At 63.6% G+C, this 2079-nt stretch carries 2 protein-coding genes; one reads left to right on the top strand and one right to left on the bottom strand.

What is annotated here, in order from left to right; genetic code table 11:
• Positions 1 to 743: 743 nt before the first annotated feature.
• Entirely contained in the window at positions 744 to 1241 is a 498-nt protein-coding gene (locus CHC08_RS47715; protein WP_089213951.1) for a hypothetical protein, read from the top strand.
• Between the two features lie 633 nt (positions 1242 to 1874).
• Here CHC08_RS47715 and CHC08_RS50465 read toward each other — a convergent pair.
• A partial coding sequence (locus CHC08_RS50465) for a hypothetical protein (RefSeq protein WP_218825858.1) occupies positions 1875 to 2079 on the bottom strand: 205 nt, incomplete at its 5' end.

The raw sequence follows: 2079 nt of genomic DNA, 5'->3' as shown, positions 1-2079 counted from the left end.
CGAACGGCTCGTTGTTGACGATGGCGTGGGCGGCGTGCAGCGCGTGCCGCAATAGATTTGCCTCGTTCACGGTGGATTCCCCCCGGACGTGTCCCTGCGGCAAGTATGAGCGGAGGGAAATGTCGAGTAAAGCCCGTTTGGGCAGTAGTCAAGGTGGCGAAACAGGCACTGTTGTCCGCGGTGCCGCCCCCTTCACAATGGGATAAATGCTAATACCTGCGGCTGGCACATCGCTGGGAAACCGCGTTGAATTCGATCTCCCTTCCCCGTCTCCTAGTTCCGCTTTACCGATCATTAGAGCGCCACTGATTAACGGCCTCGAAAGGGTTAAGGAGCATGCATGCCAACGACCTCTATACCGATGCCTGTCACGCCGCGGGGCTTGAGCAACATCGGAACGGAAAGTGGCGCTAAGGGCAGGTGATCATCGTTCTTAACGTGACTGGCCGTGCCGATGTGCTGGACTCCCGGCTGGGACGGGGTGACACAAAGGTACGTGGCGAGCATCGTGGCCTGCGGGAACAGGTCCCCGGTCATTGCCGTGGCGCGCGATGCCGGACTGATTCCGTGACGTTCAAGCCTGAGACCCCCGCCCGGGACGGCCAGCAGCAGGCAGCCCGCCGCAGTGGGTTGACCTGGAGCGATGGGGCTTAGCGCCGCTTTTCGTTCCGATGTTGCTCAAGCCCCTACGCGTAGAACAAAAGCCACCAGTACGGCAACCGTCAGTGAAGAAGGAGATTCCGGTGAACCGCATCGTCCGCTTTCTCGGCCTCAGTGCCACCGCGGGAGCCCTTTCTCTGGGCCTTTTCGCACCCGCTGCCGAGGCGTCCGCCTTGGTCGACCGGACCGCGACCGTCAACATCACGTTCGACATGATGGATCACGAGAATTTCGGCAAGAACGAGCGCTGCCGCTACAACCTCCCGCTCAGAAAAACGGGGCGCATCGGCGGGCCGGCCAGGAACTTCAAGGCCTCGGCGAAGTGCGGTGGAGAGATCCGCACCGAGATCTATTACCGGCTCCAGTGGGCCGCCTCGTCGGGCATGCTGACCGTCGACAACATCGTCATCTGGTTCTTCGAGGGTGACAGCGCGGATACTCCCTGGCTGAAGGGCCAGGGGAGCATCGGCAAGTTCCTGCTCTGGCCGGGACGAACCGCCACCAGGCAGATCCGAGTGCAGAACGATTGGGACGGGCAACGTGACGACCGCACCATCCTGACGTTCACCGTGGGCAACTGACAGCGGGCTCCGTGGCCTTCGGTCCGGTGGTCGATGACCCGTGGCGGTGGGGGCCGGGAGCGGGTGGCTGGCGCCGCGCAGCGTCGGCGGTAGGGGCTCCGGACTCCTATGGCTACGCCCAGCCGCAGAGTGGCGATGAGTAATCCGTCGGAGCGGAGTTTCGGTCACAGGGTCGGGCAGAGCGCGGGTAACCAGAACGCCACGCCAAGTGGTGTTGGCATCCTGATCTGCGGCTATGTAGTTCTGAAAACCCGACAGAACTGGGGCTCTGTCCGATCAGCGAATGTTACTGACTGGTGGCGCTATTGGCTGTTCGATTGTTCCCCGAGGCCGACTCCGTAACGATGCGTCAAAGGGAAAGATCTTCACCGTACGCGCGGCCGCTGACGTTTTCGCCGCATTTTCGCAGACCCGCAGTGATCACCACAACCCGCGATCACCGGCGGCGGTGCCCCGGTCCGACCCGACAGGTCGGGCCCGGCCAGTCGTTCTCCCCTCGAAGTAGTAAATCTACGAAGTAAAGCCACGGGCGCCGCACATTCTCCAGCCGGATGTCCCGACCGATGCGCAGGTGCCCACGAGTGTCCGCAGAAGATCTGATGTGACGGTTCCCTGCTGTTTCACCTCGGCCGCTCAAAGAGAGCCGAGTTGGGTCAGTAGCGCGGTGGCGGCCGCGGCCCGGGCGGCGGCCTTGCTTGCTCCACTGCCCTGAGCGGAGATCGGCCGCTTAGCCCCGGCCGGATGGGCGGTGGCGGTCGCGGTGAAGGCCGGCGCGTGCGACGGGCCGGTGGCCTCCAGGTGCCAGTCGACGCCGTCGATGCGGCCCTGCTGGGTCCAT

Source organism: Streptosporangium subroseum, from assembly GCF_900188345.1.
GTDB lineage: Bacteria > Actinomycetota > Actinomycetes > Streptosporangiales > Streptosporangiaceae > Streptosporangium > Streptosporangium subroseum.
This window is presented reverse-complemented; position numbering and strand designations above follow the sequence as displayed.